The sequence below is a fragment of the Amycolatopsis sp. NPDC059235 genome, from assembly GCF_042754125.1.
Classification (GTDB): domain Bacteria; phylum Actinomycetota; class Actinomycetes; order Mycobacteriales; family Pseudonocardiaceae; genus Amycolatopsis; species Amycolatopsis albidoflava.
The window spans coordinates 82,548-109,247 of sequence record NZ_JBHZAG010000002.1; the positions used below are offsets into that span (position 1 = coordinate 82,548).

General features: G+C 71.0%; 18 protein-coding genes. 8 read left to right on the plus strand and 10 right to left on the minus strand.

What is annotated here, in order from left to right; translation table 11 throughout:
* Positions 1–75 precede the first annotated feature (75 nt).
* The 3 genes from ACFXI3_RS01755 (at position 76) to ACFXI3_RS01765 (ending at position 7,389) form a co-directional block, all read left to right on the plus strand.
* Entirely contained in the window at positions 76–210 is a 135-nt protein-coding gene (locus ACFXI3_RS01755; RefSeq protein WP_378397416.1) for a hypothetical protein, read from the plus strand.
* Between the two features lie 202 nt (positions 211–412).
* Positions 413–6,175 (plus strand): SDR family NAD(P)-dependent oxidoreductase, encoded by a 5,763-nt coding sequence (locus ACFXI3_RS01760; RefSeq protein WP_378397417.1) that lies wholly within the window; start codon positions 413–415, stop codon positions 6,173–6,175.
* Positions 6,172–7,389: a cytochrome P450 gene (locus ACFXI3_RS01765; protein WP_378397418.1), complete on the plus strand. Its 1,218-nt coding sequence runs from the start codon at positions 6,172–6,174 to the stop codon at positions 7,387–7,389. Before ACFXI3_RS01760 ends, ACFXI3_RS01765 begins: the two co-directional genes overlap by 4 nt.
* 129 nt (positions 7,390–7,518) lie before the next feature.
* On the opposite strand, the gene ACFXI3_RS01770 is transcribed toward ACFXI3_RS01765, so the two are convergent.
* Genes ACFXI3_RS01770 through ACFXI3_RS01785 form a run of 4 tightly spaced genes read right to left on the minus strand, consistent with a single transcriptional unit; the run spans position 7,519 to position 13,451 of the window.
* Positions 7,519–8,700 carry an alkyl sulfatase dimerization domain-containing protein gene (locus ACFXI3_RS01770; protein WP_378397420.1) on the minus strand — a complete coding sequence of 394 codons (1,182 nt, stop codon included), beginning with the start codon at positions 8,698–8,700 and terminating at the stop codon, positions 7,519–7,521.
* Complete coding sequence (locus tag ACFXI3_RS01775; protein WP_378397421.1) at positions 8,700–10,031, minus strand: MFS transporter; 1,332 nt, start codon at positions 10,029–10,031, stop codon at positions 8,700–8,702. Before ACFXI3_RS01775 ends, ACFXI3_RS01770 begins: the two co-directional genes overlap by 1 nt.
* Positions 10,032–10,090: 59 nt before the next feature.
* On the minus strand, positions 10,091–11,410 hold the full coding sequence (locus tag ACFXI3_RS01780; protein ID WP_378397422.1) for an alkyl sulfatase dimerization domain-containing protein: 1,320 nt from the start codon (positions 11,408–11,410) through the stop codon (positions 10,091–10,093).
* Positions 11,403–13,451, minus strand: a complete 2,049-nt coding sequence (locus ACFXI3_RS01785; RefSeq protein WP_378397423.1) for an acetate--CoA ligase family protein — start codon at positions 13,449–13,451, stop codon at positions 11,403–11,405. Before ACFXI3_RS01785 ends, ACFXI3_RS01780 begins: the two co-directional genes overlap by 8 nt.
* An 80-nt stretch (positions 13,452–13,531) precedes the next feature.
* Here ACFXI3_RS01785 and ACFXI3_RS01790 point away from each other — a divergent pair, with 80 nt between their 5' ends.
* A complete protein-coding gene (locus ACFXI3_RS01790; RefSeq protein ID WP_378397425.1) occupies positions 13,532–14,701 on the plus strand; it encodes a PucR family transcriptional regulator in 1,170 nt (389 codons plus the stop codon).
* Here the strand turns inward: ACFXI3_RS01790 and ACFXI3_RS01795 are convergent, their stop codons facing one another.
* From ACFXI3_RS01795 to ACFXI3_RS01820, 6 genes are all read right to left on the minus strand, one after another.
* Positions 14,702–15,703: a hypothetical protein gene (locus ACFXI3_RS01795; protein WP_378397426.1), complete on the minus strand. Its 1,002-nt coding sequence runs from the start codon at positions 15,701–15,703 to the stop codon at positions 14,702–14,704.
* 21 nt (positions 15,704–15,724) lie between these two features.
* Positions 15,725–16,537: a DUF3592 domain-containing protein gene (locus ACFXI3_RS01800; RefSeq protein ID WP_378397427.1), complete on the minus strand. Its 813-nt coding sequence runs from the start codon at positions 16,535–16,537 to the stop codon at positions 15,725–15,727.
* 9 nt (positions 16,538–16,546) lie between these two features.
* Positions 16,547–17,074, minus strand: a complete 528-nt coding sequence (locus tag ACFXI3_RS01805; protein WP_378397428.1) for a hypothetical protein — start codon at positions 17,072–17,074, stop codon at positions 16,547–16,549.
* Positions 17,075–17,285: 211 nt separating this feature from the next.
* Positions 17,286–20,276: a hypothetical protein gene (locus ACFXI3_RS01810; protein ID WP_378397430.1), complete on the minus strand. Its 2,991-nt coding sequence runs from the start codon at positions 20,274–20,276 to the stop codon at positions 17,286–17,288.
* Between the two features lies 1 nt (position 20,277).
* Complete coding sequence (locus tag ACFXI3_RS01815) at positions 20,278–21,309, minus strand: hypothetical protein (protein ID WP_378397431.1); 1,032 nt, start codon at positions 21,307–21,309, stop codon at positions 20,278–20,280.
* A gap of 47 nt (positions 21,310–21,356) precedes the next feature.
* Complete coding sequence (locus ACFXI3_RS01820; RefSeq protein WP_378397432.1) at positions 21,357–22,676, minus strand: hypothetical protein; 1,320 nt, start codon at positions 22,674–22,676, stop codon at positions 21,357–21,359.
* Between the two features lie 385 nt (positions 22,677–23,061).
* Between ACFXI3_RS01820 and ACFXI3_RS01825 the strand changes: the two genes are divergently transcribed.
* The 4 genes from ACFXI3_RS01825 to ACFXI3_RS01840 all read left to right on the plus strand — a co-directional run bounded on the left by ACFXI3_RS01825 (position 23,062) and on the right by ACFXI3_RS01840 (position 26,695).
* Positions 23,062–24,663, plus strand: a complete 1,602-nt coding sequence (locus tag ACFXI3_RS01825) for a flavin monoamine oxidase family protein (protein WP_378397433.1) — start codon at positions 23,062–23,064, stop codon at positions 24,661–24,663.
* A 58-nt stretch (positions 24,664–24,721) separates the two neighbouring features.
* Positions 24,722–25,192: a cyanase gene (gene cynS / locus ACFXI3_RS01830; protein ID WP_378397434.1), complete on the plus strand. Its 471-nt coding sequence runs from the start codon at positions 24,722–24,724 to the stop codon at positions 25,190–25,192.
* A gap of 123 nt (positions 25,193–25,315) precedes the next feature.
* Positions 25,316–25,546, plus strand: a complete 231-nt coding sequence (locus ACFXI3_RS01835; RefSeq protein WP_344276296.1) for an MbtH family protein — start codon at positions 25,316–25,318, stop codon at positions 25,544–25,546.
* 183 nt (positions 25,547–25,729) lie between these two features.
* Entirely contained in the window at positions 25,730–26,695 is a 966-nt protein-coding gene (locus ACFXI3_RS01840; protein ID WP_378397436.1) for a hypothetical protein, read from the plus strand.
* The last annotated feature ends 5 nt before the right edge of the window (positions 26,696–26,700 follow it).

Genomic DNA, 26,700 nt, shown 5'->3' on the forward strand with positions numbered 1-26,700 from the left:
TTCGGGTGAGGAAAGGGAGATCTCGCAGTGATCTGACGGGAGCGCGTACGCGAGGCCATGGGTTGCGGGGAGGCGGTGGCGGAAGCGGCCGTTTCGCTGAGGGCGATCGGTGTCGGCGTGGTGCTCGGGTTGCAGCTCGCGACGCTGCGGCGGCCGTTGGCGAGGTCGCCTGGGGAGCGTCGCCAGGAAGGGGTCGATCTCGGTATCTGAGGGGAGGGGGCGGCGGCGTTTCGGTCGAGGAAAGGGAGATCTCGCAAGGGAAAGGGTGGTCAGATTCCGGCTGAGGAAACGGAGATCCCCGCGCCGATCAGCCAGGTGCGCGACCGGCGGCCCACTATCTAGGGGGTGGCAGTGATCCGGTTGGTGCGTAATGTCGGACTGGTCATGCCGCACATCTAGCCCTGGGGGGCCGTTGAGCGAGTCTGAACGCAACCTGGTCGCCGCATTGCGTACGTCGCTGAAGGAGAATCATCGGCTCAAAGACGAGAACCGGCGGCTGCTCGGCGCGTCCGCGTCCGCGGCTGCGGGAGCGGAACCGGTCGCGGTCGTCGGTGCTGGGTGCCGGCTGCCGGGCGGGATCGAGACGCCGGAACAGTTGTGGCGGCTTCTCTCCGACGGCGGCGACGCGATCGGCGGGTTCCCGGACGACCGCGGCTGGGACGTCGAGCGGCTTTACGATCCCGAAGGGGTCCGGCCGGGGTCGATTTCCGTGCGGGAGGGCGGGTTTCTGGCCGGTGCGGGAGACTTCGACGCCGGGCTCTTCGGGATCAGCCCCCGCGACGCCCTGCTGATGGACCCGCAGTTGCGGCTCCTGCTCGAAACCGGCTGGGAATCGCTGGAGCGGGCCGGGATTCCGCCGCGTTCGCTGGGCGGCAGCCGGACCGGCGTGTTCACCGGCGTGATGTACCACGACTATCCGGGCAGTTTCGCCGCGTCCGGGATGGTGTCCGGCCGGGTCGCCTACACGTTCGGGTTGCAGGGGCCGGCGATCACGGTGGACACCGCGTGCTCGTCGTCGCTGGTCACCGTGCATCTCGCGGCGCAGGCGCTGCGCGCGGGGGAGTGCGAACTCGCGCTCGCGGGCGGGGCGACGGTGATGTCGACGCCGCGCACGTTCGTCGAGTTCAGCAAGGACGGCACGTTGTCCCGCGGCGCGCGCTGCCGGAGCTTCGCCGAATCCGCGGACGGAACGGCGTGGTCCGAGGGCTGTGTAATGCTGGTGCTGCAACGGCTTTCCGACGCGCGCCGGTCCGGTCGCCCGATCCTGGCGGTGCTTCGCGGCAGCGCGGTCAACTCCGACGGCGCGTCGAACGGCATTACCGCGCCGAACGGTCCGGCGCAGCGCCGGGTGATCCGGCAGGCGCTGGCGTCGGCCCGGTTGTCCGCGGCGCAGATCGACGTAGTGGAGGCCCACGGGACGGCGACGCCGCTCGGCGATCCCATTGAGGCACAGGCGCTTCTGGCCACCTACGGCGCGGACCGGGGCGGCGCGGATCCGTTGCGGCTCGGGTCGTTGAAGTCCAATCTCGGGCACACCCAGGCGGCGTCCGGCGTCGCTGGGCTGCTGAAACTGGGGCTCGCGTTGCGGCACGAGCTGCTCCCGAAGACATTGCACGTGGACGCGCCCAGCAGCCGGATCGAGTGGTCTGCCGGTGCGGTCGAACTGCTGACCGAGGCGATGCCGTGGCCGCGCGGGTCTCGGCCGCGGCGCGGGGCGGTGTCGAGTTTCGGGTTGAGCGGGACGAACGCTCACGTCGTGGTGGAGGAAGCTCCGGCACCCGCCGAACTCGTGGCGAGCGACGGGGTAGCGGTGCCGGTCGTGCTCAGCGGGCGCGATCCGGCGGCCCTGCGGGCGCAGGCGGAACGGCTGGCCGAGCGGCTGCGGGACGAGCCGGATCTCCGTCCGGCGGACGTCGCCTGGACGCTCGCGACCGGGCGCACGCATTTGGAGCATCGCGCGACAGTCGTCGCGCGCGATCGGGAAGAGCTGCTCGCGGGGTTGGCCGATCCGGCCGCCAGGGCGGTGCGCGGCGAGGGCAAAGTGGTGCGCGGCGAGGAGCCGGTGGCGTTCCTGTTCTCCGGTGCCGGGTCACAGCGGACGGGCATGGGTGCGGAACTGGCCGCCGCGTATCCGGTGTTCGCGAGCGCTTATGCCGCCGCTTGCGCGGAACTCGACCGGCATCTGGACCGTCCGCTGCGGGAGGCGATCGGCGGGCCGCTCGACGAGTTCCGGTACAGCCAAGCGGGATTGTTCGCGATCGAGGTCGCGTTGTTCCGGCTGGCCGAATCGTGGCAACTGCTGCCGGACGTCCTGTGTGGACACTCCGGCGGCGAGCTGGCGGCCGCGCATTGTGCCGGAGTGCTGACGCTCGCGGACGCGGCGGAGCTGGTCGTCGTGCGGGCGACGCTGATGCAGGCGCAGCCGCGCGGCGCGATGGCGGCGATCGAGGCTGATCCGGAGGAATTCGCCGGGGAAGCGGTCGATGTGGCTGCTGTCAACGGTCCGCGAACGGTGGTCGTCGCCGGGGAGGAAGCGGCGGTGCGGGCCGTCGTCGCCCGGTTCTCCGCCGAGGGGCGGCGCACCAAGCGGCTGGCGCTCTCGGTGGCCTGCCATTCGCGGCTGATGGACCCGGTGCTCGAACCGTTCCGCGCGATCGCCGCGCGGGTCACCTGCGCCACACCGGAACTGCCCGTCGTCTCCACGGTCACCGGCGAGCCGATCGAATCCTTCGACGCCGACTACTGGGTGCGCAACATCCGCAACCCGGTCCGGTTCGGCGACGCGGTCCGCACGTTGGAGAGCCAAGGCGTCACCCGGTTTTTCGAACTCGGCGCGGACGGACCGCTCACCGCGCTGCTGCCGGACGCGCCGCTGGCCGTCGCCGCGTTGCGTCGCGATGTTCCGGAGGACGTCGCCATCGCCGAGGCGATCGGGGCGCTGCACGCCGACGGTGTCTCCCTGGACTGGGCGGCGGTCCTCGCGCCGCGCGCAGCGGGGTTCGCGGACCTGCCGACTTACCCCTTCCAGCGGGAACGCTACTGGCTGTCCGCTTCGGACGAGGCAGGAGACCTGTCCGCGACCGGGCTCGAAGCGGCGGGCCACCCGCTGCTGGGAGCCGCTGTCCCGCTCGCCGAGGGCGACGGATTCCTGCTGCACGGCCGTATTTCGACCGCCGCGCAGCCTTGGCTGAACGGACACACTGTCGGCGGCTCGGTGTTGTTTCCGGGCACCGGCTTCCTCGAACTCGCCCTGCGTGCCGGTGAAGAGGCGGGGGCCACGCGGGTTCGCGAGCTGACCGTGCACGCGCCGCTGGTTCTCGACGGCGCCGGGGTTCGGGTTCAGGTCCGCGTCGGCGGGGCAGATGAAGCCGGGGTGCGGCCGTTGAGCATTCACGCGCAGACCGGCGACGCGCCTTGGGTCCGGCACGCCGACGGTGCGCTGGCTCCGGCCGGACCGGCACCCGCCACCGGCCCGGACTGGCCGCCTGCCGGGGCCGAGGAGATCGATCTCGACGGGATGTATGAGCTTCTCGCCGAACGCGGCGTCGAGTACGGGCCGTTGTTCCGGGGCCTGAAAACCGCTTGGCGACGCGGGGACGAGGTGTTCACCGAAGTCGCCCTGCCGGAGTCCGCAGTGCTGGACGCCGCCGAGTTCGGCCTGCATCCGGGGCTTGCCGATGCGGCGCTGCACGCTGTCGGTCTCGGTCCGGCTGCCGATGCGGGGACATTGCTGCCGTACTCGTGGTCCGAAGCGGACTTGTGGTCGGCTGGCAGCTCTGAGCTTCGAGTACACGTGAAACCGCTGGGGGAGAATACGGTTTCGCTGTCCTTTTCGGACTGCTCGGGCAATCCGGTGGCTACGATCGGCTCTCTGGCGTTGCGTCCGGTCACCGGCGTACGGCGTGCTCCCCGTTCCGGGACGTTGCTCCGTCCGGAATGGACCGAGTGCGTCCTTCCCCGCAGGAAAGCGGACGACGTCCAGACTTTGGTGGTTTCGCCAGGAGCCGACGCTGCCTCGGCACAACAAGAAGTCCACCGGATTCTCGTCGCGTTGCGCACGGCGCTCGCCGACGATCGGCGGATCGTGGTGAGCACCCGCCACGCGGCGGGGCTGCCCGGCGAACCGGTGGACCTGGCCGGGGCGGCGGTCGCCGGATTGGTCCGCTCCGCGCAGAACGAGCACCCGGGCCGCATCGTGCACCTGGACACGGACGCGCCGCCGTCCGACGACTTGATCGCCACCACCCTCGAGCCGGCCGTCGTCGTGCGTGGCGATCGGACTCTGACCCCGCGCCTGGTCGCTGTCGAAGCCGCCGAAAGCGCGGAATGGGGACCCGGCCCGGTGCTGATCACCGGCGGGACCGGGCAGCTCGGCCGGTTGGCGGCCGAACACCTGGTGCGCCGCCACGGCGTCCGGAAGCTGGTGCTGGCGAGCCGGACCGGACGGGGCGGGGACGGCCTGACCGCGGAACTGGCCGCGCTTGGCGCGGAGGCCGAGGTGGCGGTCTGCGACCTCGCCGACCGATCCGCCGTCGCCGCGCTGCTGACCGCGCACCCGGTCACCGCGATCGTGCACGCGGCGGGAGTGCTGGCCGACGGGATGCTCACCTCGCTGACCGCGGACCAGGTCGACGCGGTGTTCGAGGCCAAAGCCACGGCCGCGTGGAACCTGCACGAACTGGCCGGGGACGTCGAGAGGTTCGTTCTGTTCTCGTCCGCGGCAGGCCTCCTCGGCGCGCCCGGCCAGGCGAATTACGCGGCGGCGAACGCGTTCCTCGACGCCCTCGCCCAGCACCGCCGCAGTCTCGGCTTGCCCGCGCAGTCACTGGCCTGGGGGCTGTGGAACTCCGACGAACGCACCGGCGAACGCACCGGCGGCCTCACCGCCGAAGCAGGCTTGGCCCTCCTCGACGCGGCCCTCGCCGACCCGGCGCCGGTACTGGCCCCGCTGCGGCTCGACGCGTGGCGCGGCGACGACGTCCCTCCGCTGCTCCGCGGACACGTGCGGACGACCCGGCGCACCGGCGGTTCGGCCGCGGGCAGGCTGCGCCGCACGCCGCCGGCGGAACGCAGGGAACGGCTGGAGGAACTGGTCGGTACGCAGGTCGCGGCGGTGCTCGGCCACGGCGAGGCCCTCGAACCCGGCAGTGCCCTGCCGGACCTCGGTTTCGACTCGCTCACCGCGGTCCAAGTGCGGAACCGGCTCGCCGAGCTGACCGGCCTGACCCTCGGCGCGACCCTGGTGTTCGACCATCCCACCGTCGCGGACCTGGCGGAGTTCCTGAACGAGTCCTTTTCGGACACTCCGAAGAAATCGTCTGCTCCGACGCCAGGGGATCCGGTCGCGCGGCTGTTCGCCGAGGCGGTGGCGGCGGGCCGGGTGCCGGAAGGCGTCGCCCTGCTCGGTGCCGCGGCGAACCTGCGCCCGTCGTTCCGCGAATCGACCACGCGCTCTCGGCCGGTACGGCTGGCCGAGGGGCCGCGACGTCCCGTGCTGCTGTGCGTGCCCTCGCCCGCCGCGATGACCGGTGCCGTCCAATATGGACGCTTGGCCGCACCCTTCCGCGAAGACCGGCGCGTCTCGGTGCTGTCGCTGCCCGGCTTCACCGCGGACGAGCCGCTTCCGGCCGACCTCGCCACGGTCGTCGCGGTTCTCGCCGATCAGGCCCGCGAAGCAGCCGAGGGCGAGCCCTTCGCGTTGCTGGGGTATTCGTCCGGCGGGCTGCTGGCCGAAGCCGTCGCCGCGGAACTGGCCGGCACCGGGCGTGCTCCGGCGGGTCTGTGCCTGCTGGACACCTACGAGATCGGCGGCCCGGGCGAGAAGGCCGTCCACGCGCTGGCCGGGGAGGTGCTGACCCGCCAGGACGACGGCGGATTCGACCGGGCGCAACTGACCGCCATGGGCCGCTACCTCGGCCTTCTCGCCACAGCGGGACCGCCGGACATCCAGGTCCCCACGGTGCTGCTGCGTTCCGCCCGCAGCTTCGGGGACCTGGCCGGGCCGGAGTGGCAGACGACCTGGTCGCGGGCCGACCGCGTGGAAACCGTGCCCGGGGACCATTTCAGCATCGTCGCCGAGGACGCGGAGAGCACGGCGTCGGCCGTCGAGGCGTGGCTGGGATCCGTAGCAGAACCGATCGTGGAAACCGTTGCCGGACTTGGGAGTTCGTCGTGAATACTGAAGTGTGCCCGTACCCGTTCGCACCGTCGGCGCTGGCGGTCGACGCCCGGTACGCGGAAATGCGCGAGCAGCCGGGGATGAGCCGGGTGCGGTTGCCCTACGGCGGCGAGGCCTGGCTGGCGACGCGGTACGAGGACGTGCGGGCGGTGCTGGTGGACCGCAGGCTGATGCGCAGCCTGACCGTCGGGAAGGACGCGCCGCGCGGGACCGAGGCGATCGAGAGCGAAAGCTCGATCATCACGATGGACCCGCCGATGCATTCCCGCCTGCGCCGGCTGGTCGCGGCCGCGTTCACCCCGAAACGGGTGGAAACGCTGCGCCCGCGCGTCCAGGAAATCACCGACGGGCTGATCGACCGGATGATCGAACAGGGTCCGCCGGTGGATCTGGTGTCGTCGTTCTCGATCCCGCTGCCGATCACCGCGCTGTGCGAGCTTCTCGGGGTGCCGCAAGAGGATCGCGAAAAGGTGCACACCTGGACCGACACCATGCTGATGCTCAGCGGCGACGGTTCGGACCACACCGCGATCATGACCGCGCAGCGCGAACTGTGGGGTTACATCGCCGGTCTGGTCGCGGAACGCCGGGAGACCCCGACCGACGACCTGATCGGCGCGCTGGTGCGGGCCCGCGACGACGAGGGCCGGCTGACTGAGGGCGAGCTGATCGACCTGTCCGGCGGAATCCTGGCCGTCGGGCACGAGACGACCGCGAACCACATCTCCAACCTGCTCTACACCCTGCTGACGAACCCGGACCAGCTGGCCCGCCTGCGCTCGGATCCCAGCCTGATGCCGTCGGCGGTCGAGGAACTGCTGCGGTTCGTCCCGCTCAGCGCGAGCGCCAGTTTCGCGCACATCGCCAGCGAGGACGTCGAAATCGGCGGCCAGCTGATCCGCAAGGGCGAAGCGGTGTTCGCCGACGTCGACGGTGCCAACCGCGACGCGACGGTGTTCGAGTGCCCAGAGGACCTGAACCTGGCCCGCCCGCGCAACCACCACGTCGGCTTCGGCCACGGCCCGCACCACTGCCTTGGCGCCCAGATGGCTCGGCTGGAACTGCAGGTCGCGCTGGGCACACTGCTGGCCCGGTTCCCGGATCTGGCGCTGGCGGTCGACGCGGCCGAGGTGCCGTGGCTGAGCGCGCGGCGGCAGCGGGGGCCGGAGCGGCTGGAGCTGACGTGGACCGAGGCGTTGCCCGCGCAGTAACGCCCCAGCAAAAGGTCCGTGAGGGGAACCCTGAGGGAATCAGAGTCCCTCAGGGTTCCCCTCACGGACCTTCCCGGCGCTGGGCCGATCAGGCGGTCGAGCGCGGACTGCGACCGGATCGCTGCGGCGTCACCAGCCGCTGCGGTAGAAGCTTCGCGACACGTAACTGCTGGCCTCCGCCGCCCGCACCGCGCACAGCTCCTCTTTCACCGTCCGCGCCTGCTTGACCAGCGGGTCGTCCCCGGGCGCGAGCGCCAGCAGGTCGATGACGTGCAACGCGTCCTGCACCCGCCCGTTCGCCCGCAGCCGATCGGCCTGGTCGAGCACCGCCTGCTTGTCCGTGATCGCCTCAGCCCGGACGGCGGCCGCGACGTCCGGGCGGGACGGGTGCAGAGTTGTCGGATTTCCGTCCCACCAGCCGGTTTCCGACCGCACGATGTCGCGGACGATGTACTCCCGGTGCCCGTAGTGCTCGCGCATCCACGGCACGTCGAACAGTTCGGCCGGATACCGGAGATCGTGCACGATGTCGTCCACCCGCCGGCCTCGGTTGAGCTGATCCACGACCGCACCGCGCAGCCACCGGAGCGCGGCAGCGGTCATGGTGAGTTGCCGGACCGGGTCCTCGCGGATCACCGGGCCGAACTCCGGCACCAGCACGGCGGGGTTCAACGCGGCGAGCCGGTCCAAGGTATCCGCCCACCGCACCGTGTCGCGCATGGTTCGCATGGGCGTCCCGATGTTGGGGATGCCGTTGATCACCGCCGCGCTGCCGTACAGAACCCGTTGGGACGGCAGCCACACGGCGGTCACGTCGTCGGTTTCGGACGGCGCCCACAGCAGCCGGACGTCCGGGGCGAGGGTCATCGCTTCCCGGTAGGTCTGGTCAGGGAAGGTGACCGGCGGCGGGGCCATGAGGTCGGCCATCGGGCGGCGGAATTGCCGGGTGTTGATGTGGTTCTGCAGCCCGGCGGTCTCCAGATACCGCTGATAGCGCCGGACGACGTTCTCGTGCGCCACGACAGTCGGGCGGCGTTCGCCATGGGCGACCGCGTAGTCGAAAAACCCTGGTACGCCGTAGTTGTAGCCGAGATGCCCGTGGCTGTAGACGATCCAGCGCACGGGCTCGCGAAGCTGGTCCAGCACCGGTGCGACGAGGTCCGGAGACGGCCCGGTGTCGACCACGACGAGACCCGCGTCCGTTTCCACCGCCAGACTGTTGCCCTGCAAGCCGATCGAACGGACGCCGGGCGCGACCTCGGTGATCTCGCCGGTGCCGTAGAGCGGGTTTTTGGTGTCTTGAAAAGGCATCAGCCGACCACCTCGATCCGATCCGAGCGGAGTCCGAGCCGCCGTGCGGTGCGGTCCGGGTTGACGAAGAACATCGCGAGCAGGCCGCCCGCGACGGACAGCAGGCCGCTGATCGTGAAGGCGAGCGTGAAGCCGCTGCCGGGCGACGAAGCGGCCTGGATCAGCCGCCCGGTGAGGTACGGGGCGAGCAATCCGGCGGTGGTGACCAGCCCGACGCTGATGGACAGCACCGCGCCGCGCTGGCGGGTCGGGCTGATCTCGGCGTTCATCGTGACGCCGAGCGCGAACACGACCCCGCCGAGGCTGAACGCGACGGTCAGCAACGCGATCTGGAACCAGCCTCCGGTGTGCGGGAACAGCAGCATCGCCAGACCGGAGACCAGCACCGCGATGCCGCCGAGCACCCCTCGCGCCACCCGGCTCGACACTCCGCGCCGCATCAGCCGGTCGCTGAGCGCGCCCTGGGCGAGGTTGAACACGACTGACGCGATCCACGGCAGCGCGACCAGCGTCCCGGTGGTCACCGTGCTGTAGTGCAACGCCGTCTCGAGGTACTGCGGCACCCACGCGACCAGCACGGACAGCGCCCAGTACGCGGCGAAACCGGCCAGGAAACCGCCGAGCCACGTGCCGCTCAGCAGGATCCGGCGGTAGGGCACGCGGGGTTCGTCCGCTTCGGTCTTGGCCTCGTCCGCGTGCACGGACGCGGTCCCGGCGACCTTCCCCTCCCGCCCGAAGATCGCCCACAGCAACGACCACACCAGTCCGACGACGAGCAGCGCGAAGAACGCCCACCGCCACCCGTAGCCGACGATCAGCGCGGTCAGCAGCGGCGACGCCAGCGCCACGCCGATGCCGGACCCCGCGTTCAGCAAGGCGCTGGGCAGCCCGCGTTTCTCGTTGGGGAACCACTTGTACGCCGCGTGCATGGCCAGCGGATTCGCCGGTCCTTCGGCCGCGCCGAGGACGATCCGGCTGACCAGCACCGCGCCGAAGCCGACGGTGCCGAGCATCGGGGCCTGGGTCAGCGCCCAGACGACGCCCAGCACGAGCAGGATCCACTTCGTCGGCACGCGGTTCGACACGAAGCCGACCACGATCGCGGAAATGCTGAACAGGAAGTAGAACCCGCTGCTGATCAGGCCGTACGCCTCGGGCGTCAGGCCGAGATCGTGCATCAGCGGCTTCGCGGCGAGCCCGAGCACGGCCTTGTCCGCGAAGTTGATCAGCATGAACACCAGCAGCAGCCCGGTGACGACCCAGCCGCGGGCGCTGGTGCCGCGGGCGCGCCGGCGGGCGGCGGTTTCGGCGGGGAGAGCGGGAGCGTTCATCGTGGGGTCCCCATTTCAACGTCGTTGTCGGACGGGGTGGTACCGAAAACTCAGAAAACTCAGAAGGCCCAGCGGGTGCGGCCCGCGGTGCGGGCGCGCAGTTGTTCGGCGCGGTCGGTGCCGTCGAGCACGGCTTGGGATTCGGCGGCGGCCCAGGCGTAGACGCCCTTGGCCATCGTCGAGGTCGCGGCTTTTTCCAGTGCGGTGAACACTTCCGCGCGGGCGGTGTGCGCGGTCTCGTCGTCCGGGGCCGCGTCGACGGCGAGTTGGGCGAAGTGCCCGGCCAGCCGGTGTTCCCCGGCGGCGAGCAGTTCCCTCGCCCTCGCGGCCAGCCGGTCGGAGCCGCCGGACAGATCGGCGAGTTCCCGCGACAGGTCGGCGCGGCGGGCGGGTTTCAGGTTGGCCGGGTTGCCGTCGTACCAGCCGCCGTAGAGCCGCCAGACGTTGCGGACGACGAATTCCGGCTCGTCGTACGACGGTTTCAGGTACGGCTTGGCCAGCAGTTCGGCGGGCGCGGTGACGCCGTGCACGACCTCGTCGAGCGTGGCGCCGGCGTTCATCGCGTCCACGGTCTGGTCGTGGAGGGTTTCGAGGAACTCCGCGGTGTCGGACAGCGCGGTCCGGATCCGGTCGGCGCCGACGATCGGCACGCCGTGGCCGGGCAGCAGCAGTTCCGCGCCGAGTCCGGCCATCCAGCGCAACGCCTGCGCCCACTCGGCGGCGTAGCGCTGCACCTTCTGCGGGTTGCCCGGGTTAGGGGAGGACCAGATGAAAAAGTCGCCGCAGCACAGGATTTTCCGATCGGGCAGCCACGCGATCGTCGCGTCGTCCGTCTCGCCGCGGCCGTGCTTCAGCCGGACGTCGAGGTCGCCGATCCGCAGCGTCGTGGTGTCGCGGTAAGTGACGTCCGGATGCCGGTACCGGTCCGGCCAGCGGAATCCGGGCGACTGGAACTGGCGTTGGTTGATCACCGTGTTGTAGCCGCGGGTGCGTTCGTACCGCTCGAAGCGCGGCGGTGTGTTCTCGTGGGCCAGCACGGACGGGCGGCGCCAGCCGCGTTCCTCGGCCTCGGTGTCGAACGGGCCGACGCCGAAGACGTGGTCGATGTGTCCGTGCGAGTAGACGGCGGTGTGCAGCGGGGCGTCGGTGCGGGCGCGGGTCGCGCCGAAGAGGTCTTTGGCGGTGCGGCGTTCGCCGGTGTCGAAGCAGAACAGGCCGTCGGCGGTGGGGAAGAGGAAGACATTGCCGAACGCCGGCCACATCCAGACGCCCTCGGCCAGCTCGTGCAGACCGTCTTTGCGCAGCGCGCCGGTGTGGTAGACGCGGGTGTCGGCCTCTCCTCGCCAGACTTTGTCGGCGTAGTCGAGCAGGTCAGTCACGGGATGCCTCCTGAAGAGTCTCGGTGAACAGCGCGTCGACGGCGACCAGGTCGTCTCCGGTGACGCAGAGCGGGTTGAGGTCGGCTTCGGCGAATTCCGGGTGGTCGCCGAGGATGCGGATCAGCCCGTCGATCGCGGCGGCGACGGCGGGGGCCGGGGCGGCGAGGACGTCGCCCGCCCAGGCGGCCAGTTCGGCCCGTTGCTCCGGGGTCGCCGGGAGCAGCAGCGCGCGACGGGGTGCGGTGGGGTCTTCGGCACGGTCGCCGCCCGCGCCGAGGACGATTGCGGTGCCGTACAACGGATCCCGCGTCGCGCCTAAGGCGAGCTCGGCGGCGTGCGGCAGCAGGGGTTGCACGACGAGCGTGCGGTCCGGGTCGGTCGAGACCTCGTCCAGCCGGGACCGGAGCGTCTCCAACACCGCGGGCAGTTCGGCCGCCGTGACGCCGACGCGGACGAGCCCGGCGCGGGCCCGGTGCGGCACATCGGCGGCATCGCCCTTGACCACATACGGCTCCGGCCAGCCGTGTTGCTGGACCGCTGACGCGAGATCGATCCCGGCGACGGTGTCGACGTGCGCGATGCCAGCGTCCTCCAGCAGCGGGATCGCCCGCAGTTCAGTCCACACTGGACGGTCGTCGGCGGCCAGGTGGTGCGCGGGTTCCGGGACCCGGTCCGGGACCAGCACCCGAAGCCGCCGCACGAGGGCGCCGATGCTGGGCAGCACTGTGTCCGGCCGCCCGACATGCGCCAGCTCGCCGGGCGGGGCGCAGGCCCAGATGAACCACGTCGGCGTCCGCATCGCGGCGGCGGCCGCGGCCAGCCGGTGGTAAGCCTCCCGGAACCGGTCGCCGAACGTCAGGTAGAGCACGACGCCGTCCAACTCCGGATCGTCGTCGAGCGCGCCGAGGAGATCGCCGACGCGGTCGAGCCAGCGGTCGATGTTGCCGCCGAGATCGACCGGGTTCTCGTCGGCCGCCTCGACGCCGCCGACCTCGGCGAGCTTCGCGCGCGTCGTCCGGGACAGCGGCGGAATCCGGACGCCGAGCGCGGTCAGGTTGTCGGCGAGGATGCCGCCCGCGCCGCCGGACATCGTCAGCACGGCCAGCCGCGGAGCCGGCGGCAGCGTCGTTCCTTTGCGGGCGCAGAGCACGGCGTCCACGAGCTGGTCGTCGTCCGTGACCAGGTGAATGCCCTCCTGACGGCACAGCGACGCGAGCAGGAAATGGTCACCGGCGACGGCCGCGGTGTGCGACAGCGCGGCCTGCCGGCCGGCGGCGCTGCTGCCCACCGCGAGTGCCACCACCGTCTTGCCCGCCGCTCGCGCCTGACGGCCGAGTTCGCGGAGACCGTCCGCGTTGCGCACGCCTTCGAGGTAGAGCACGAGGACTTCGACATCGGGCTGGTCGAGCAGGTAGCTGCCGAGTTCATGGCTCGACAGGCAGGCTTCGTTCCCGACGCTCGCGTAGTAGGAGTAGCCGATTCCTGCCTGTTCGAGCAGGTCGGCGAGCACGAAACCCATCGCGCCGCTCTGCGTGACGATCGCGACCGGGCCTGGCGGCACGCGTTCGCGGTCGAGGAAGACGGTCGTCGACAGCTGGACCCCGGCCGGGTGGCTGACGACCCCGAGACAGTTCGGGCCGAGCACCGGCAGGTCTCCGGCGGCTTCGCGCAGCTCGTCTTCCAGCGCGGTGTTGCCTCCCTCGGCGAAGCCTGCCGCGAAGACGATGACCGCGCCGGAGCCGAGTTCGCGCGCCTGCCGGACCAGGCCCGGGACCGTTTCCGCGGGGGTCGCGAGGACCACGAGATCCGGGCCGTAGCCGATCTCGGCGAGGGAGCCGACCGGCCGCACCCCGGGCAGGTCGAGCGGGCCGCGGGAGATCGCGAAGACCTCGCCGCCGTAGCCGCCGCGCAGCAGCCGGTCCAGCGCGATCCGTCCCCAGGACAGCGCGGTGGTCGCGGAAACGCCGACCACGGCGACCGACTTCGGGCGGAACAGCGGCTCGCAGCGCATGGGTCCGGGGCCTCCTGTGATCGCGGTCATGGACACAACCCCAACTGTCGCCGCTGACCATTCCGGCTGGAAGCGCACATTGCCCAGGTTTTCGGCTACCGTGCTGTGACATGTCACAACTGTCGTGGCGCAGCTTCGAGCACCGGCTGCCGAAGATGGGCGAGCGGACGATCCGCCGGTACGTCGAGACGTCCCCGCACTACCGGGGCGAGGTGCCGGCACATCTGCACCTGCACATGGCGCACACGTGCCGCGAGTTCGGCCGGATGTTCGCCCGCGCCGTGCGGGAGAGCGGCGAACTGCGCGAGGACGAGCTGGAGCTGTTCCGCCGGAGGGGCCGGGAGCGGGGCGCGGAGGGGCTGCCGGTCAGCGAGTTCGTGCACGCGTATCTGCTGGCGGCCGAGGAGATGTGGGCGGAGATCCAAGACCTGTCCGGCGGATCGCCGCCGGGAGAGACGACCGCGGTGCTGCTGAAGTGCCTGCACCAGGTGCTGAACGCGGCCGTGCAGGCGCATCAAAAGGAGTTCCAGACCGCGGACCACGAACAGCGCGAGGCGGCCCGGGCGCTGGTCCGGCGGCTGGCAGCGGGGGAGGCCGTGCCGGAACCGGCGGACGTCCGGCTCGCCCCGGCGTACGGCGTGCTGGCGCTGCGGTTCGCCGCTGACCCGGCGGATTCGGCCGGCGACGCCGTCGGCCGGCATCTGGCCGGACAGCGGAAGGCGCGGTTGCTGCTGCAGCACCTGCGTCGAGAACTGTCCGGCGACGTGCTGGCCGCCCTGGACCCGGACGGCGGGCTCCTGCTCATTCCGTCCACTTCGGACAGTCAGGAGGCGGCGCTGGCCGAGGCCCGGCAGGCAGTTCCGCGAGCACATCAGACGACCGGCGTGGCGATCACCGGCGCCTTCGCCCACGCGGCCGAGCTGTCCGGAATCCCGGCGGCGGTGGCAGAGGCGGAACGGCTCCTGCAGCTGAATTCGGCCCCCGACACCGTCGCGGTGCTCGCCGACCACCTCTTCGAATACCAGCTGAACCACGACAGCGCGGCGACTCCGCAGCTGCGTGCGCTGGCGGCGAGCCTCGGCAGCGAGCCGGATCTGACGACGACGCTCCGGACCTACTTCGACACCGATTTCAACCGTCGCGAGACCGCGCGGAAGCTGCACGTCCATCCAAACACAGTGGACAATCGCCTGTCGCGCATCGCCAACCTGACCGGGGCGGATCCGCGGACAGCCAAAGGACTGCTGCTGCTCGGCGCGTCGCTGGGCTTGGCGGGCTGATCACCCGGCGAGAGAACCGCTGCCGTTCGGCCCGGTCACCGTGACGCGGACGGTCCGAGCTGAAGGCAGCTGGACGACGGTGACCTGCCAGGTCTGCGGCGTGCCGACGTCGATGGTGCGCAAGGCTTTCCGGACCAGGCCGGGAATCTCGGTGACGGGCAGGGTACGGAGGTCGAATCGTGGGACCTGGACTCCGGTCGGCGCGAAGACGACCGTCAGCCGGTGTTCCTGGACAACCGCGGTGAGCGTTTGCGAGACGTCGGTGCTCTTGGCCAGCGTGTCGACGGCGCGGCGCAGTTCTCCCTCGTCGAGAAATGACTGTTCCGGGCCGAGGTCGACCGTCGCGGAGCCCGACGTGGTCACCTCGGACGACGCGGGCGGCGGCGGTGCGGGCGCGCTGGTGTCCGGGGCGAACAGTTCGGCGCGGAAAAGCCCGAGGACGGCGCCCGCGCCGAGCAGCAGCCCGAGCAGCGTGAGGACGCCTGCCGCGCAGCCTTCCGGCGGCGGGTGGACCAAGGTGGACTCGGCCGCGGGCTCGATGACCGCGTTCGCCGCGCGGCGTTGCCATCCCGGCGAGGGATTGGAGACGATCCGGACCTTCCACGGCCGGTCCGGCGGGTACGCGACCACCAGGACGTCGCCCGCGCGGTAGCTGGGAAGATCGACCAGATTGACGGTGTGGCTCATCGCCGCGCGATGGGACGGTGCCCCGTCCGGCGCGACCGTGAGGACGAATTCGACGGGGAGATCGCCGGTTTCGGTGCCTCCGGCGCGCAGGCTTTCGATCCGCGCGAGCGCCACCGCCGGTGGTACTGCGGCCTCGCGGGCGCGGCGCGGCATGCCGCCGAGGTACACGAGAATGCCGTAGCCGACCGGAATTCCCAGCCCGGTCACGAACAACGGGACGCTCTCGACGATGACGCCGACGACGAGCGAGCACAGGGTCGCTCCGATCATCGCGCCGGTGACGAAACCGAACGCGATCGTGCGAAGGGCTGCCATGGACCTGCTCCCTTGGGGCAGTCAGAGGGAAATCGGTTCCACCAGAACGGCTTTCGGGTCCTGGGGGTCGTAGCGGACCTTCACCGCCGAACCCTGCGACGGGGCTTGGAACAGCGACGTGGTCATGGTCGCCACGACCTCGCGTTCGCCGGTCTCGGTGGGAAACCGCACGGTGACGGTGAATCGCGGATTCCCCATGACCCAGACGTTCGTGAAGTCCACGCGGGTGAGAAACCCGGTCACCTGGCGGCCGCAGCGCAGCAGCGCCTGCTCGCGGTCGTCCGCCTCGGCCGCGCGCAGGAAAGACCGCAACAGCACCACGATCAGGACCAGCGCGACGATCCCGGCCACGACGGGCACCAGGAACGGCTCGTAGTAGACCACCCAGTCCACATCGGACCACGGCTCGGCCTTGCCCCCGGGGAGGGGAAGCCGCTCGCCGACCGATTCCGGCGGCGTCCACGACGGAGCCGCCACGCCGCTGCCCAGCGTCACCCCGAGCGCCGCGGCCAGTGAGCTCGCGCGGAAGCTGATGCCCATGCGGCGCAACGACATTCCGCCGCCCCACAGCATCGCGAAGCCGAGCGAAGACGCCACCGTGACCGACAGGCTGAAGAACAGCACGAGCGACGCCGCCGGCCCCGCGTCGGCCCCCCACGCGCCGACGCGGTTCAGCGACATCAGCCGGAAGTTGTCCAGCAACCCGAGCGCGCCCGACCATCCCGCGACGCCCCAGGCGAGCGTGGTGGGAATCCCGAGCAGCCACAGCCGCCGGCTCGACGCGCGGGTCTCTTCAGGATCGTCACGCAGCCCGAACGCGAATGAGCTGAACACCGAGGCCGCCTACGCGATCGGGCCGAACACGGCGACCTTGGCCGGATCGGCGGGGTCGAGGCGGGCTTCGTGCCGGGTGCCGGGCGCGTACTGCTGGATCGTCGCCTGCGGGGTGATCAGGGGGGTGACGGTCCGGTACGTCATCCCGTCGGCGCGGGTGACCTCCAGCGTCGCGGTGTACTGCGCCTGCCCGGCGACCGTCCGGCCGGTCGGCTCCAGCGCACGGATGACCAGGGTGGCCTTCTCGCCGGTGTCGTAGAGGCGGCGCAGTTCGGTGCCGTAGGCCTGGAGTTCCTGCTGCTGGCGCAGCTGTTCCTGCATCGGCAGCGCCAGGAAAGCGGCCGTGTCGGGGTCGGCGGCGACGGTGCGGAACGCCTGCGCGGCCAGCTGCGGGGTCGGCAGCTGCGGGGTGATGTCGTGGCCTTCCGCGGCGGCGGCCTGCCGGAACTGTTCGGCGTGCTGCTGGAAGTCCTGCGCGCCTCGGGCCATGCCCTGCTGGGTGGCCTCGTTGATCTTGTCGCGGATTTTCTTGAACATGGGGTGCCTTTCGCTGTGGCGGTTGTGCTGGACACAGCTTCGGGCGGGCTGGGTGCTACCGAACCCAGGTTTTGCCGTCGCGGGTTGAGTTGAGGCTGGTCAGGGGGTTGTGGGCGGGGTGGGCTGCTTGTCTCGAGGCCCTGCCGTTGTCGGTGGTGTCGAGGTCCGGCGCGGACGGGTGGTCAGCTCGGGTGCGGCAGCGGGTGGGTTGTTATCGAGCCCAGCTCTTGCCGTCGTCCGTGGCGTCTAGGCAGGTCAGAGCTGCCCAGAAGGCCGGGGAGCGGGCGGGCTCAGGCCGTTCGCGCCAGTGCGCGAGCCGCTCCCGCTGCCACGCGCACAGCTTCGCGACCGGGTCCGGCCCGGCGAGCGCGGTGTCGACGGCGATGATCAGCTCGGCCATCGGGTCCGCGCCGGGCACCGCGGCCGACGTCGGCAGTGCCCAGACCGTCGCGGCGACCAAGCCCGCCCCGGCGGCGACGGCGGCGAGCAGCACGCCGAACGGTTCGGGCAGGCCGAAGTCGCTCGCGCTCGCGCAGCCGATCAGCGCGACTCGTGCGGGCATGTCCACTTCGGACAGTGCCAGGTCGGCGGCGGTGAACGGCCGGTGCGCGCCGATCGGTGCGGCGGTGCCCGGCAGGTCGGCTGAGCAGGACAGATGCAGCGCGGTCTGCGCGCCGTGGACGTCCTGGATGCGGCTGACGTGCCCCGCGAAAACCAGCCGTGAGCACGCGGAAGCCAGTACCTCGGCGAGCAGCTGACGGTCGGTGTCGGTGCGGCGGACCAGGTCCAGCCCGCGCACTGCGGCAGGCCGGACCGGGCCGGTGGCGAGCTGGGCGTCGAGGTGACGGATCAAGGGCGAGGTCGCATCTTGCTTGCCGAGCACGGAACCCAGTTCGCCGAACGCGCTCTGGCCGGGGATCCGCGGGTCGAGCAGGTAGACGGGCGGTCCGCCGGGGGCCGGCTCGCGGCGCGGGATTCCGGCGGGGGCGAGGAGGGAGACGTCGGCGAGATCGAGGATCCGGACGTCGCTGTCGAAGCAGGTGTCGACCTCGTCGGCCTCCAGCACGTGGGCCGGGCGTCGATCGGGCAGGGCGAGCAGGCCCCACGGGACGGTGGCGAGAGCTGGCGACGGCTGGATTCGCAGCAGGGGGCGAGTGGCTCGCCGGAGTTGCGCGACCAGATCGGCGGGCAGGAGGTTGAGCGCGAGGACGCGGGCGAGACGTTGTTCTCCGGCGGAAAAGGCGTCGAGCGAACGTCGGACGGCGTCGGCGACCCGTTCGCCTTCGCGCGGCGTCGGCGAAGCTTCGGCGAGGAATCCGCGTGCGGTGTCGACGAGATCGGCGTCGATCGGGTGCGTGTGGACGGTGTCGAGGTCGCTCGTGGTACGCCAGCTCAGGTAGGTGTGCCCGGCATCGGCATAGCGCAGGATGAACGTCTCGCGGCCCGGGTCGGCGGCGGGCCAAGACTCGACAGCCCGAGGTGCCGGGACGCATCCGTACCGTGCGGCGGCCAGCTGGGACCAGGCGTCCAGTTCCATCGGCGAGGACGGTGACCAGCGCAGTCCGGGCGGCGGAGCGAGGCGGAAGGGCAGCGACGACGTGACCGAACCCAGTGCTGCCAACGGAAGTTGATCAGATTCGGCGGGCGTTGTGGTCAGCGTGGGGAGTTCGCCGGTCAGGTCGAGGGAACGATCTTCGGGATACGCGCCGACCGCGCAGGCGCGTTCGATCATCTCGGCCGCCAGCCGTGTCTCGCCGAGTTGGGTCAGCAGGACCATCAGCAGTTCCGTCGCCGGTCCCGCGACGCTGTTCGCCCACGCGGTGCGCGCCTGCGCCGACGCGAAGGCGAACCGGTACTCCTGCGCGGCGAGGGCGACCGGGAGCAGCAGGTCCAGCACCGCTCGCGGGTCTTCGCCGCGCGCGTAGCCGATCGTGGCCGACAGGTAGTTGGCGCGCAGGCACTCCAGCCATTCGCCCGATTCGCGTGCCGCCGCCTGGAGCTCGGCCACCTGCTCCTCCGCGGACGGCCAGTCGCCCTCGGCAGCGGCGCAGCGAGCCAGTGCGGACGCGAGTCGACGCGCGCCCGGAGTGTCGCCATTCGCAGCCCACACCTTTCCCGCGTGCTCGAACTGGTCTCGCGCCTGTGCGACTTCGCCGGCGAGCAGCAGCAACGTGCCTAGTGCGTAGCTGGCCTCGGCGACGTCTCCGGTCACTCCGGCGGCGGCGAGTTCGTCCCTGGCCTTGACGATCGCCGCGATCGCGCCCGGGAAATCACCGCCGAGCGCGCGGGTTTCGGCCAGTCCGATGGCGAATTTCGCCGCCGCCGGACCCTCGTGCCGGGTGGCGAGCCGCAGCAGGTCCGCCGTCGCGTCCGCTTCCTCGCCGCCTGCTTGGCGGATGCGGGCGCGTTCGGCGCGTGCCATCGCCTGCAGCGCCGCTACTTGGACGCGGACCTCGTCGAGTTCCGCCAGATTGTCCAGCTCGATCAGGATCTTGTCGATCGCGTCGCGCGCCCCGGCCGGATCTCCGGCGGCCACTTGCACGCGCACTTCGAGGATGCGCAGCTCCAGCTCGTCGGCGCCGTGCGGGTCGAGTTGCTCGCGCGGGAACTGGCCGGGTTCGGCGGCCTTGCGGAAAGCCGCGCGGCGGCGCTGATCGGCGAGCAGCTCGCGTGCCTTGTCGAGGTCACCCTCCTCAGTGGACAGTGAGATGAGGACGCGTTCCGCTACCTCGCGCGATCCTTCGATCATCCGCAGTTCGGCGTACTGTCCGAAGTGGACGATGGCGGCGGTGCTCACTGCGAAGACGCTGAGCACGGCTTCCGCGCACTGACGCGCGTTGCGGAGATCGCCGGCGGAGTAGCAGACAGTGGCCAGATCGCTGACGGCGGCGACTTCGAGGCTGACGCGGTCGAGCTGCTGGGCGAGCTGGCGCATTCGGGTGTAAGCCCGCTGCGCACCGGCGACATCCCGCGCCACTGCGAGTCGCTTGGCCTCGGCTTGGACGGCGAAGGCTTCGGCGAGCAGCGCGTCGTACTCGGCTTCGGTTAGCGCGCACGCGGGCAGTTCCCGGTAAGCAGCCGGATCGAGCCCGAAATGCCTTGCGACGCAACGACAATTATAGCCGTGCGAAACCGCGTCGGCGAGTTCCGGGGGCCGCGGCCGGTCCGGCGGCTCGAGCGGTGGCGGCAACCCGGCGAGCACGTCAGAACTCCTCGTCGGCGACGGCTCGCTCGGCCAAGGTCCGGGCGGCGGGCGGCAGCGTTTCGCGGGATCGCACCAGGGAGATCACCTCGGCCCGGTCTTCCGGCGTGGTCCCGTGGACGTCCGGGTCTGCCGCTCCGACGATGAGGCTGAGCCGGGCGGGGGACGTCGCAGCCAGCCTCGTCCCGGCTTCGTCCAGGTCTGCGGTCCCAGCGAATCCTCCGCCGCCGAGGTGCAGGGCGACTTCGGCGAAGGGCTCGCCGTCGTGAGTCGCGACGGCGGTGAGGGACGCGTCGTCGAGCGCGCCCGCGACCTCGACCTCAAGCCGGGCGGCGGTCCTGGTCGCGACGATCCGCCAGGTCACCGTGTCCTCGGCGGCGTCTAGAACGCCTGGCGGGACGCGCGCCCAGTCGACACTGGCGCGTCCCTCGGCCAGCACGCCCTCGCCGGACGCGGCGGGGCCGGAGCCCGCTGCCAACGCGTACGCACGTTGGCCTGGGGCCACCCGATCCGCCAGTTCGGTGGCGGCTTCGGCTCGTTCGAGGTCGTCCTGGCGGTCGAACCAGGCGGAAAGCTGGGTGCTTAGCCGCCGGACTTCTTCGGCGACCGGTCCTGCGGCGAGCGAGCCGTTTGCTGCGTCGAACAGCTCGCCCGGGCTGGCCTCGAAGCCGTCGAGCAGGCCTTCGGCGAGGTCTTCGACTGCCGTGGTCGCGACGGCGGCTTCGAAATCGAGCAGCGCCGGGTCGAGCGACGGGATTCCGAGGATCGGGCTGGCGGGCCACCAGCGGCGGGCCCACAGCAGGAGTGCGAGCCGCGCCAGTTCGGGGCGGGCCGGGACGTCGACGTGCCCGTCGCGGAGCGCGGTCAAGCTGGCTTCGGCACCGACGAGCCTGGTCAGCCACGGTTCGGCCGCGCTGGCGTCGGTGAGTTCAATCCGCATCGACCCGACCTGAGCGCCGAGCAGGTCGGGGAGCGCGAAGCGGATGAGGGCGCCGTCGGCGGCGATGACGGGGGCGTGCACGGGATGCGTCACGAGGCGGCCTCCAGTCGCGGCGGGCTGGCGACGGGGGCGTGGATGCGTCACGAGGCCGCCTCCAATCGGGGCAGGCTGGCGACGAGGGCGCGGCGCACCTTCGTCCGCAGGTCCAGCGACGTCGACCGGACAACCCCGGTGAGGAGGTCCCGGATGTCGGCCGCGGCGGTCGGAGTCTCGCCGTTGACGTCGAAGCCGTGCAGCCGAGCCCACAGCCGGGCGAGGAAGCGCTTCGCGAACGCGCGCAGTTCTCGCAGGATCTCGGCGTCCGGCTGCGCGGTGAGGGGCGTCGAACCGGCCAGGGCCCGGCGGGCGTACAGGACGTAGCCCTCCCTGGCGACCTGGGCGTTGAGCCGCTGCGCGAAGTCCGGGATGTCGCCACGGGGAGCGTCGAGCGGTCGAAGCGCGGGCGCGAGCACGACGCCGAGTGCGAAACACGTTGCCAGCACCGGCAATTCGAGCCCGAACCCGGCGGCCGCGCGGCTGAGTTCTTCGTCGACGAGGCTGGCGACGGGGTTCTGTTCAGCGGCGGGCAGGCGGCGCAGGGTGGCACGCACCCGGCGTTCGATGCTGCGTTCGAGAAGCTCGTTGCCGGTCTCGTCACGCTGATTCAGCGGGGGTACGGCGGTGCGTTCGCCGCGCTGCAGGCCGAGATCCGGCGCGGGCAGGCCGGAAATCTCGCGGACGGCCCGGGCGAGCGTGGCGGTGCCTCCGGGCTGGCGGAGCGCGAGGCCGAACGCATGTCCGGCAGGGGAGTCGGCGAGCGCCTGCCAAGCCTGGTCGGTGAAGCCGTTGACGACCGCGTCGAGCAGGGCTGTCGCGTCTTCCGCCGGGCCTGGGTCCGGGGTGGTGTGCCAGCGACGACGCAGTTCGGCGGTCAAGTCGGCGGTGCGTTGGGGGTCTGCCAAGTACCGGCTCAGCTGATCGACGCCGGCCGCGCCGTCTTCGCCGTGCCATTCGCGCAATGCCGCCGCGGCTCGTTCCGGTGCGGAGGCGTCCGGCATGGCGAAGGTTGTCGCGAGCTCGTAGGCGAGCGGGAAGCACACGTCCTGGACGTTTCCCGCCGTGATGCGCAGGGCCCGGCGTTGCCGTTTCAGGTGGGTGAACCACGCTGCCGTGGCGCGCAGCCGTGCCGAGTCGGCCAGCAGCAGCTCGGTCACTTCCGCCGCCGCGGCGGGATCCAGCAGCGGGCGGCCGAGCCGGGGCCGGGCCGCGGTGCGGATGACCAGCGGGTCGACGATTTTCTTGACCGTGCGGGTCAGCGGGCCGCCGTCGTCCGCCGAAAGGACCTCGACGCCGGGGATCCGCCGCCAGGCCTGCGCGAGAACAGCGGAGCGCAACCGGGACTGCCCCTCGCCTGCCGCCATCGCGCCCCCTCGCTCCGCCCGCACTTTATCCTGCCGCACGGTCCGGTGTCCGGCGGGCATATTCCACCGCGACGGGAAACGCCCGGGAAAGGCAGGAGAGTTCGGCGACGAACACGGAATCGACCGCGGAATGGGCCAGGTGCGTGCGTTTCCCCGGGTTTTCGCTGAATTCGGCTGCCAATTGGTGCAACGAATACTGAAGCGCGGCACGGTCCACGTTGCGGAAGACGTAATCCGATGAAAAATATAACCCGGGACGGCTCAAACGGTTACCCGGAATGCGGTATTGAGCGGATCGCGCAATCTGCAGTAGGCTCGCCGGAGCTTCGCCGCGCTAAGGAAATCCTTATGCATCGCGGTTCTCGGGGAGAGGGGAAGATATCCGATGGCTGGTTCCGTCTTGCCGCCGGGATTGAGCAGACGGCGGTTTCTTTCGGCAATGGGGGCCGCGGGCGGCGCGGGTGCGATGTTCGCGACGATGGGGGCGCTGGGCCTCGCGCCGACGGCTCACGCGAGCGCGGGTTACGAGCCGCCGCGCCGGTCGGACTTCGCGCTGACCGGGCGCGGGGCGGCGAAAGTGGTGATTCTCGGCGGCGGAATAGCCGGGCTGGCGACGGCGTACGAACTGACGAAAGGGGGATACGACTGCACCGTTCTGGAGGCGGCCGATCGTCCGGGCGGCCGTAACTTCACCGCGCGCGGCGGCACCGTGCAGACCGATCTGCGCGGAAATACGCAAACCGCCGCGTTCAGTGAAGGAATCTATCTGAACGCCGGGCCGGCGCGGATTGCGCAATGGATGGTGACGCTCGATTACTGCCGTGAACTCGGGGTGCCGATCGAGGTCTTCGCCAATGCCAACGCGAGCGGTTTCGTCTACAACGAGGCGGCCGGAATGCGCCAGCCGGAACGGATCCGGACCGCCAAGGCCGACGTGTACGGATATGTCAGCGAACTGCTCGCCAAGGCGACCGACCGCGGCGCGCTGGACGGCGAACTCACCGCGACGGACAAGGAACGCCTGCTGGATTTCCTGCGGGACTGGGGCGCGATCGGGGACAAGGCCGCGGGCAGGCGCTACCTCGGCTCCTCCCGGCGCGGCTACTCGACCGATCCGGGCGCGGGCGACCAGGCCGGCGTGCCGCTGGGGCCGGTGCCCTCGCTGGCCCAGACGCTCGCCGACGGCGCCGGCCGGTACTTCTCCTTCGATTTCACCTACGAGCAGGCGATGCTGATGTTCCAGCCGGTCGGCGGCATGGACCGGATCCCGGCGGCGCTGGCCCGCGCGCTCGGCCCGCAGCGCCTCCGGCTGCGCACGGCGGTCACCCGGATCGTCAACGCGCCGGACAAGGTCGGCGTCACCTTCCTCGAACCGGACGGCAAGGAAGGCCACCTCGTCGCCGATTTCTGCGTCGCCGCGCTTCCCCCGCAGGTGCTGGCCCGGATTCCGCACAACCTCGGCGCGGACGTCCAGGCCGCGCTCGGCAAGTGGCAGCTCGGCACGGCCGCGAAGATCGGCCTGGAGTACAAAAGCCGCTGGTGGGAAACCGACTACCGGATCTACGGCGGGATCACCGACACCGACCTGGACATCGAACGCGTCTGGTATCCGTCGCACGGTTTTCACGGACCGCGCGGCCTGCTCGTGAACTACTGCTACGGCAACCATGCCCGGCAATACGGGGAGCTTTCCCCGGAGCAGCGGGTTCAGCGGGCGGTGGAGCAGGGCGTCAAGATCCACGGCGCGAAGCACCGCACGGAGCTGGCGGACTCGTTCTCGGTCACCTGGCATCTGATGCCGCACCTCGAAAGCGCGTGGGCGATGCCCCCGCTCGGCACTCCGGCCTACCAGCTGCTCGGCAAGCCCGCCGGACGGGTGTATTTCGCCGGGGACTGGCTCACCCACCTCACCGCCTGGCAGGCTGGGGCTTTCGAGTCCGCGCGGCTGGTGGTCCGGCGCCTGCACGAGCGCGTCCTGTCCCGCTGAACTCCCCGGCGGCGCGGCGGCAAAGCGTCCCCCCGAGATCCCCGAGGAAAGGACCCCCATGGCGCACACCCAGTTCGACCCGGCCGTCCGCGAGGCGCTCGCCGCGAAGGCGGTGGAGGCCAAGACCCGCAAGGACCTCACCTGGCAGGAGATCGCCGACGCCTCGGGGCTGTCGGTGGTCTTCACGACGGCCGCCGTCCTCGGCCAGCATCCGCTGCCGAAGGCGTCCGCCGAGGCGGTGGCCGAGCTGCTCGGCCTCGGCGAGGACGCGGCACTGCTGCTGCAGACGATCCCGGTGCGGGGGTCGATCCCGGACGGGGTGCCGACCGACCCGACGATGTACCGGTTCTACGAGATCCTCCAGGTCTACGGGACGACCCTCAAAGCCCTGATCCACGAGCAGTTCGGCGACGGGATCATCTCGGCGGTCAACTTCAAGCTCGACGTGAAGAAGGTCGCCGACCCCGAGGGCGGCGAACGCGCGGTGATCACCCTGGACGGCAAGTACCTGCCGGCGAAGCCGTTCTGAACCGATTCCGGCGAAGAATTCGGGAATCGGGTAGCCTGGACGGCAAACTGCTCGTCGTCGTGGCAATGCTGGTCTATCCTGCTCTCAGTGCGGTGCTGTCGCTGACCGGAATAGGAGAACGCTGTGACCAATCCGTTCGAAGACGAGAATGGGGTTTACCTCGTCCTGGTCAACGCCGAGAATCAGCACTCGCTGTGGCCCGAGTTCGCCGCCGTGCCCGCCGGGTGGACGACCGTCCACGGGCCGGCGTCCCGGGCGCAGTGCCTGGACTACGTCAACGAAAACTGGACTGACCTGCGTCCGGCCTCGCTGATCGCCGCGATGGCGGAGTCCGCCGAGCCGCCCGCGAGCTGACGCCTCCCGGGTCGGGAAACACCGGAATCGACACCGATTGCCGCATCAATAAATGCGTCGCGGAATCATTGAAGTCGCAGTCGGCGAACGGTTGCCGCGACGATTGTATTCTTCGTGTACGCGGGCCTGATTGACTTCGCCTGGAGGGGGATTAAACGGCGTTTCTGTCAGATCGGTGGTATAGTGATCCGGCTTCATCTGACCCTGGAGTCCTTTCAGTCCGTCCGATTTCTCGAAGGCCCCCTTCCGGTTGTCGAACTGCTCGGTGCGCTGTGCCGGCTGAGAAGGGATGCGCGTCCGGCCGGGCCGTTCCCGGTGCGGTTCCGGTCGCCTCGGCCGATCCGGCCGCTGTTCGACCTGTTCTCCGCGCGCGGCGAGGTGCCGGACTTCCTCGTCTCGCGCCGCGCCGAGATCGGCTCCGCGCTCGACGACCTCGCGGCCCTTCCCGCCGACCGGGTGCGCGCCGACCTCGCGGCGACGTTTCGGCTGAAGCAGCCCGCCGCCTGGCTGAACGACCTCGCCGCCGGAAGCGGCGACGCGCGGACGGCGCTGGTGAAGGCCGTCGAGGAGGGATACCGGGGCCTGGTCGAGCCGCAGTGGGCCGAGATCGTGGCCACCGCGCAGGCGGATCTGGTCCAGCGCGGGCACATCATGCTGCGCCAGGGCGTGGCGAGGGCGATCGGCTCGGTGTCCGGGGCGATCGGCCAGTGCGGGAACGTGGTGGAGATCGGCAGTCCGGCCGACCGCGACCTGCCAGCGCCGCACGGGCTGGACTTCGTGCCGTCGTGCCTGGCCCCGGAGACGGTGGTGATCCCGGGCGGGGCGGGCGAGCCGGTGACCGTGGTGTATCCGATTCCGGGCGTGTCCGCGCGAAGCGCGCCGGGCCGCTCGAGCGGCGACGGGCTGTCGGCGCTGGTGGGCGCTCGGCGGGCGGCGATCCTGCGGGCCGCGGTGGTGCCGCGTGGGACGACCGAGCTCGCGGTGCAGGCGGGGGTGAGTTTGTCGTCGGCTTCGGAGCACGCGAGTGCGTTGCGCAATGCCGGGTTGATCATGACAGTGCGCGCGGGGCGGAAGGTGCTGCATACGGCGACGGAGCTGGGTGCGTCGCTGGTACGGGCGAGCGATGCGCCGTTGTGCGACGCGCGTTGACCTCG